Here is a 6,804-nt window from a genome sequence, read left to right on the forward strand (position 1 = left end):
ACGTAAATCAGCCAGGAAGGTTAACCCAACAACCGAACCCGCACCGAACTTAGCGCACGGCCGCCGCCTGGTACATGGAAATCAGGTCGTTCTTGGTTCTGATTTTGCGGTCGAAAGCCCTGATTTTGCTTTGCAGCAGCGTCCGGAAGGCGTCGTTGGCAGAGCTGGGGCTGAGCTTGTCGAGGTTGTCGGCCAGCACCTGCCGCTCCTGCTCATCGAGGCGCATGAATTCGCGCAGGGCCTGCACCCGCAGGGCTGCCTCGGCTGCCGGGGCCGGTGCGGGCGTGGCAGGGTCGGCCGCGGCCTGCCGCTTGCGCATGTAGTAGTCGAGGGCGCTCATTTCGAACACCTTGTCGCAGGCCATAATAAATTGCTCCCACACCTGGTCCGACTCCTGGCCGCGCACCGGGCCTACTTGTTTCCAGGCCGCCTGCAGCTCTTTGGCACGCGTTACGGCTTCGGGCATGGGCCGCTTCAGCAGCTCCTGCGCCTCGGTTACCAGGGCCCGCTTGCGGCGCAGGTTTTCCTCGCCGCTGCCGTTGTTGCCGCCCGCCGCACCGTTGCTGCCCGGTTGCTGGCGCTGGCTTTCGATGTGGGTTTTGAGGCGCTCGAAAAAGTGGTTGTGGGCCGCCCGGAAGCTCGCCCACAGGTCGGTGGCCTGCTTGCGGGGCAGGTTGCCGTCGATTTCCTTCCAGGCCTGCTGCAGTACTTTCAGCTTGCGGCTGGTATCCTCGAAGTCAGTGGAGTTCTGCAGGGCTTCCGAACGCCGAATCAGGTCTTTGTACTGGTCGAGCGTGCGGTTATTCATGGCCTTCTTCACGGCCAGGTAGTCCTTTTTGCGGGCGTAGAAAGCATCGGCGGCGGTCTGGAAACGCCTCTCCAACTCGTCGGTCAGCTCCTTTTCCACCGGCCCGGTTTTAATCCAGGCCTGGCGCAGCTCCTTGAGCTGGTCGCTGCCGTGCTGCCAGTCCAGCGTGTCGCGCAGGGCTTCGGCCTGTTCGATGATGCTGTGCTTGGTAGCCAGGTTTTTGGCCCGGTTATGCCGTACAGTGGCCAGAATAGCCTCCTCGGCCGCGCTGAGCTGCTCGTGCAGCCCGGCAAAGTCGCCCAGCGCGTCGTAGCTGCCGGCCTGCTCCTTCAGGTGCAGAGCCTTCATCAGAAAGGAGCCTTTATTGTCGGATTCGTCGATGCTGCGCAGCAACTCCTCGACTTTGGCCTGGTAGCGGGAAAACCGCTCGGCGAAATAGCGCAGCGACGCTTCGGGCGAATCTTTTACCTGGCCAACTGGCCGGGCCGGATAAGTGAGCACAGGACGCAGCCAGACCTGGTCGCCCTCCGCGTAGCCATACTGCCGGGCCTGGGCCAGCAGTTGGTCGGGAGTGGATGCCGGTAATTCCATAATCGGATAGAAAACAGCTAAGTGGGGAGAGGAGAAGTGAGGGCAGAACGAGGTACAAGTTTACGGCTTGTTGGCCAGATTAGCTGCCGGCCCCACAGGGCGGAATGTTGGGGCCGGCTGCCTACCTTTGATAGGCCGACAACGCCGGCCGGCCGGCTTTCTGCCCGCCCAGGCCATTTTTTTCAGCTTCTACTTTCTTGTCATGAGCGACCAGCCCACCATTATCTTTTCGATGGCCGGGGTCACCAAGGTGTACCCGCCCCAGAAACAGGTTCTCAAAAACATCTACCTCTCGTTTTTCTACGGCGCCAAAATCGGCGTGCTCGGCCTCAACGGCTCGGGCAAGTCGAGCCTGCTCAAGATTATTGCCGGCGTCGATAAGCAGATTCAGGGCGACGTGGTGTTCTCGCCGGGCTACTCGGTGGGCTACCTCGAACAGGAACCCCACCTCGACGCCACCAAAACGGTGCTCGAAGTAGTGCAGGAAGGCGTGGCCGAAACGGTGGCGCTGCTAAAGGAATTCGAGGAAATCAACGAAGCCTTCGGCGGCGAAGACCCCGACTTCGATAAGCTGCTGGAGCGCCAGGGCACTGTGCAGGAGCGCCTCGACCAGCTCGATGCCTGGAACCTCGACAGCAAGCTGGAGCGGGCCATGGACGCGCTGCGCACGCCCGACGCCGACGCCATCATCGGCAACCTCTCGGGCGGCGAGAAGCGCCGGGTGGCCCTGTGCCGCCTGTTGCTGCAGGAGCCCGACGTGCTGCTGCTCGACGAACCCACCAACCACCTCGACGCCGAAAGCGTGCTGTGGCTGGAGCAGCATCTGCAACAGTACAAAGGCACCGTGATTGCCGTAACCCACGACCGCTACTTCCTCGACAACGTGGCCGGCTGGATTCTGGAGCTTGACCGCGGTGAGGGTATTCCGTGGAAAGGCAACTACAGCTCGTGGCTGGAGCAGAAGTCCAACCGCCTTTCGCAGGAAGAGAAAACCGAGAGCAAGCGCCAGAAAACCCTACAGCGCGAGCTGGAATGGGTGCGCATGGCTCCCAAGGCCCGCCAGGCCAAGAGCAAGGCCCGCCTCGCCGGCTACGACAAAATGGTGAGCGAAGACTCGAAGGAGAAGGAGCAGAAACTCGAACTCTTCATCCCCGACGGCCCCCGCCTGGGTGCTCAGGTGATTGAGGTAGAGGGCTTACGCAAGGCCTTCGGCGACAAGCTGCTGTTCGATAACCTGAGCTTCTCGCTGCCCCAGGGCGGCATTGTGGGCGTTATCGGGCCGAACGGCGCCGGCAAAACCACCCTGTTCCGCCTCATCACCGACCAGGTGCAGCCCGATGCCGGCACGTTCGTGGTGGGCCCCACGGTGCAAACGGCCTACGTCGACCAGCAGCACGACACGCTGGAGCCCAACAAATCGGTGTTCGAAACCATTTCGGGCGGTACCGAAACCATGATGCTGGCCGGCCGGCCCGTCAACTCGCGGGCCTTCGTGAGCAACTTCAATTTCCGGGGTGGCGACCAGGAAAAGAAAGTCGGCAGCCTCTCGGGCGGCGAGCGGAACCGGGTACACCTGGCCACCACGCTCAAGCAGGGCGCCAACCTGCTGCTGCTCGATGAGCCCACCAACGACCTCGACGTAAACGCCATCCGGGCGCTGGAAGACGCGCTGGAGAACTTCGCCGGCTGCGCCGTTATCATCAGCCACGACCGGTGGTTCCTCGACCGGCTGGCCACCCACATCCTGGCCTTCGAGGGCGACTCGGAAGTGGTGTGGTTTGAGGGTAACTTCTCCGACTACGAGGAAGCCAAGAAGAAGCGCCTCGGCGACGTGGCTCCCAAGCGCGTGCGCTACCGCAGCCTGGGGTAAGGGTTTGGGAATGGTTGCTGACCATATTAGGCAACTAACACCCTCCCTGCGGAAGGACCTTTTGTCCGGCCGGAGTCGTTTACCTGCTACAGAGCACATAACTGTACTTGCGGTTTACCCACTTTCAACCGACTGCCTATGAAACCGACAGCCCAACGAATTACTGACCGGTACCCGCACTTGCGTGATGGTGCCGAGCGGCGGCAGATGCTGGTACGCAATGCGGTAGCCTCCGCGCAAATAGAGGGTATACAGCCCGATGAGGCGCGGCTGCGGGTGGTAGTGCAACAGGTTACTCCGGAGGTAAAAGGACTGTAAAGAGTTGTTGCATCGGCGTATAGTCGAGTCGGCCGGCTGCTTGCACAGCCTGTACATACTGCTCAAAATGAATTGGTTCGGCCAGCTTCTCCCAACGGAAGCTGGCCGAACCATTTTTGTAGGCCATCAGGTTCGCCAGCACCCGGGCCGTGCGGCCGTTGCCTTCCCGGAATGGATGAATAAACAGCAACTCGGCATGGATGCGGGCTACGTCAGCAGCCAGGGCCACAACGTCGGGCCAGCTGGGTGGTAGGGTTTGAAGCGTTTCGCGTTCCAGCTGCACCATGCTTTGAAGGAGATATTGCGCGGCAGGAAACGTGAAGCCACCTTTAGACAAGTTGACTGCACGGTACGTCCCGGCAAAGCTGTACACCTGTGCCAAAGCCCGGCGATGGATTTCACAGATGTACGCCGCATCGAATAGCTGATCCTCGCACAATTCGTCGAGCAGAGCCTGCTCAGCGCGCAAGGATCCTTCGGTTTCGGCCTGCTGCACGGCTGCCAATGTCGTAAAACCAAGTAGATTGGGTAGCACTTCCCCTTCACTACCAGTCGAGGCATATTTCATTCCTCAAGCTACTGATTTCGCTATTTAGAATCAGCCGTTCTGCTACAAAACCACCCGCCGATGACCTTTGCCGAATACGACCAGCTCGACGGCCTCGCCCAGGCCGACCTCGTGCGCCGGGGCCAGCTGACAGCTGCCGACCTGTGCGCCGCCGCCGTGGCCCGTGCCGAAGCCGTGAACCCGTGCATCAACGCCGTGGTACGGCCGCTGTACGAGGCTGCTGAAGCGCGGGCCGCGGCGGGGCTGCCAACCGGGCCGTTTGGCGGGGTACCGTTTCTGCTCAAGGATTTCGGGGCCCAGTACGCGGGTGTGCCGCATAGTTCCGGCAGCCGGGCGTTGCGGGGCTTCGTGCCCGCGCAGGATGCCGAGCTGGTGCGGCGCTGGCAGGCAGCGGGCCTCAATGTGCTGGGCAAAACCAACACCCCCGAGTTTGCGCTGATGGGCGTGACGGAACCGGCACTATTCGGGCCCACGCGCAACCCCTGGAACCTCGACCACACGCCCGGCGGCTCCAGCGGCGGGGCGGCGGCGGCCGTAGCTGCCGGCATCGTACCGGTAGCCGGGGCCGGCGACGGGGGCGGCTCCATCCGGATTCCGGCGGCCTGCTGCGGACTGTTTGGCCTCAAGCCCAGCCGGGGCCGCAACCCCACCGGCCCCGAGCAGGGCGAGAAGTGGCAGGGTGCCGCCGTGGAACACGTACTCAGTCGCTCGGTGCGCGACAGCGCGGCCCTGCTCGACGCTACTGCCGGCCCTGATGCCGGCGCGCCTTACTTTCTGCCCGGTCCGGCGCGGCTTTACCTGGAAGAAGTGAGCCGCGAGCCGGGCCGCCTGCGCATCGGCTTCAGCCTGCAACACCCGCTGAGCGGTAAAACCCTGCACCCCGAATGTGCCACCGCCGTGCGCGAAGCCGCCGCGCTACTCGAAAGCCTGGGCCACCACGTGGAGGAAATACCGTTACCCTTCGACGGGCCAGCCGTGGCGCGGGCGTTTCTGATGCTGTACTTCGGCGAAACCGGAGCCAGCATTGCCGCGCTGGCGCAGCACCTGGGCCGCCCCGCCCGCCCCGCCGACGTGGAGCCCACCACCTGGCTGCTGGGCCTGCTGGGCCGCACCTACTCGGCCGCCGACTTCGCCGCCGCCCGCCACTCCTGGAACGACTGTGCCCGCAGCCTCGGCCGCTTCCACCAGACCTACGATTTGTTGCTCACGCCCACGCTGGCCGTGCCGCCGGTACGCATCGGCGAGCTGCAACCCAAACCCACCGAGCAGTTGCTGCTGAAGCTGGTAAATACCTTCGGGCTGGGCGGCCTTATGCGCCGTTCGGGCCTGGTAGAGCAACTGGCCGAGCAGAGCCTCGAAAAAACGCCCTACACACAGTTCGTCAACCTCACGGGACAGCCGGCCATGTCGGTGCCCCTGCACTGGACCACCAACGGCCTGCCTTGCGGCGTCCAGTTCGTAGCGCCCATGGGGGCTGAGGACGTGCTGTTTCGCGTGGCTGGTCAGCTGGAGCAGGCCCAGCCGTGGTTTGGGCGGCGGCCGGCTTTGTAAAGCTTTTAGCTGATGGCTGTTAGCTTGCTGGGTGGTGAAATACGTTGGTTGCCCGGCTTACTGTGGCATAAACCAGTGCAGATAGGCACAGTTGGCGCACTCGTAGCTCACGGCCATGGGGTCCGACCAGTCGGAGGTGAACAGGCCGGCGCGTTCCAGCTTTATTTTATGGCGGTGAAACCGGTTGTGGCCGCAGATAACGCACCGAAGCGCGTGGCCCTTTATCTCGACGCCAACTGGTTCGGGTGCATCAAATAAGCCCATAGTGGCAAACAGTTTAGAATACGATAAAACTCGCTGTCAGCTACAGCTGATAGGTGAGCGTGGGCGTGAGCGTCAGCATCTCGAAAGTGGAAACCGATATCAGGTAGTAACCGCGCGCTTTCAGGCCCAGCCGCAGCCGGGTGTCGATATTGCGCGAATACTCCAGCCCGGCTACCACACCACCCTCCTCGGCGTAACTGTTACCGCGGTTGATTTCGCTGATGGAAATGTACGGCTGATTACCCACCAGCACCGGCGCTATAGCGGCCGACTGCGAGGCCGTGGTGAGGTACAACAGGCCGGCATGCAGCTTCAGGTCGCGGACGATAATCCGCTCATACACGGCCTGGAAGGCGTTATTGATGTAGCGCAGCCGGAAATCAATCTGGGCAAACGTGCCCGGCGAGTTCTGGTAGGCAACGTGCTTCTGCTCCATGTTCACGCTGCGGGTATAGCCCAGCGCCAGCGCCGACTTTGGGCTTAGTTGGTAGCCTATTTCGCCCCCGCCAGCCGTACCCAGCAGCCGCACGTGCTGCAATTCATAGGAATAGTCTTTGAAAGAAGCTGCCTGAAAGTTGGCAACGGCTCCGTAATGAATCTGCAGGCTTACCCGGCCCGGCGGCCGTGTGGCTTGTTGCGCTTCCGCGGCGGTACCCACTCCGGCTAGTAGCAGAATAGCCGTCAGTAATTTTAGCTTCATGAAATCCAGCAAAACAGGTATGTGGCAGAAACGCTGGAAAGGTAGCCCAGCACTGCTTGCCGCGCAAGCAGCTGGCCGGCGTAATCCACCACATAGCCTTCCGATCGGCAATAAACCCCTGACGTGCGAACATC

7 protein-coding genes are annotated in these 6,804 nt (G+C 62.2%); 3 read left to right on the forward strand and 4 right to left on the reverse strand.

All coding sequences use genetic code 11. The annotated features are described in order from the left end of the window. Positions 1–49: 49 nt before the first annotated feature. On the reverse strand, positions 50–1,399 hold the full coding sequence (locus HW554_RS05680) for a DUF349 domain-containing protein (RefSeq protein ID WP_176907609.1): 1,350 nt from the start codon (positions 1,397–1,399) through the stop codon (positions 50–52). A 202-nt stretch (positions 1,400–1,601) separates the two neighbouring features. Here HW554_RS05680 and ettA point away from each other — a divergent pair, with 202 nt between their 5' ends. After that, positions 1,602–3,269 (forward strand): energy-dependent translational throttle protein EttA, encoded by a 1,668-nt coding sequence (gene ettA / locus HW554_RS05685; protein WP_176907610.1) that lies wholly within the window; start codon positions 1,602–1,604, stop codon positions 3,267–3,269. Positions 3,270–3,407: 138 nt separating this feature from the next. Then, the gene (locus tag HW554_RS05690) at positions 3,408–3,587 is read left to right on the forward strand and encodes a hypothetical protein (RefSeq protein WP_176907611.1); all 180 of its coding nucleotides are present in this window, start codon (positions 3,408–3,410) and stop codon (positions 3,585–3,587) included. Here HW554_RS05690 and HW554_RS05695 read toward each other — a convergent pair. Next, entirely contained in the window at positions 3,562–4,155 is a 594-nt protein-coding gene (locus HW554_RS05695) for a Fic/DOC family protein (RefSeq protein ID WP_176907612.1), read from the reverse strand. The genes HW554_RS05690 and HW554_RS05695 overlap by 26 nt on opposite strands. 60 nt (positions 4,156–4,215) lie before the next feature. On the opposite strand from HW554_RS05695, the gene HW554_RS05700 reads away from it, so the two are divergent. Next, a complete protein-coding gene (locus HW554_RS05700; RefSeq protein WP_176907613.1) occupies positions 4,216–5,706 on the forward strand; it encodes an amidase in 1,491 nt (496 codons plus the stop codon). Positions 5,707–5,763: 57 nt separating this feature from the next. Here the strand turns inward: HW554_RS05700 and HW554_RS05705 are convergent, their stop codons facing one another. Both HW554_RS05705 and HW554_RS05710 read right to left on the reverse strand, forming a co-directional pair. Next, entirely contained in the window at positions 5,764–5,970 is a 207-nt protein-coding gene (locus HW554_RS05705; RefSeq protein ID WP_176907614.1) for a hypothetical protein, read from the reverse strand. A gap of 40 nt (positions 5,971–6,010) precedes the next feature. Beyond that, positions 6,011–6,670 (reverse strand): hypothetical protein, encoded by a 660-nt coding sequence (locus tag HW554_RS05710; RefSeq protein WP_176907615.1) that lies wholly within the window; start codon positions 6,668–6,670, stop codon positions 6,011–6,013. Between the last annotated feature and the right edge of the window lie 134 nt (positions 6,671–6,804).

The organism is Hymenobacter lapidiphilus (genome assembly GCF_013377885.1).
Classification (GTDB): Bacteria; Bacteroidota; Bacteroidia; order Cytophagales; family Hymenobacteraceae; genus Hymenobacter; species Hymenobacter lapidiphilus.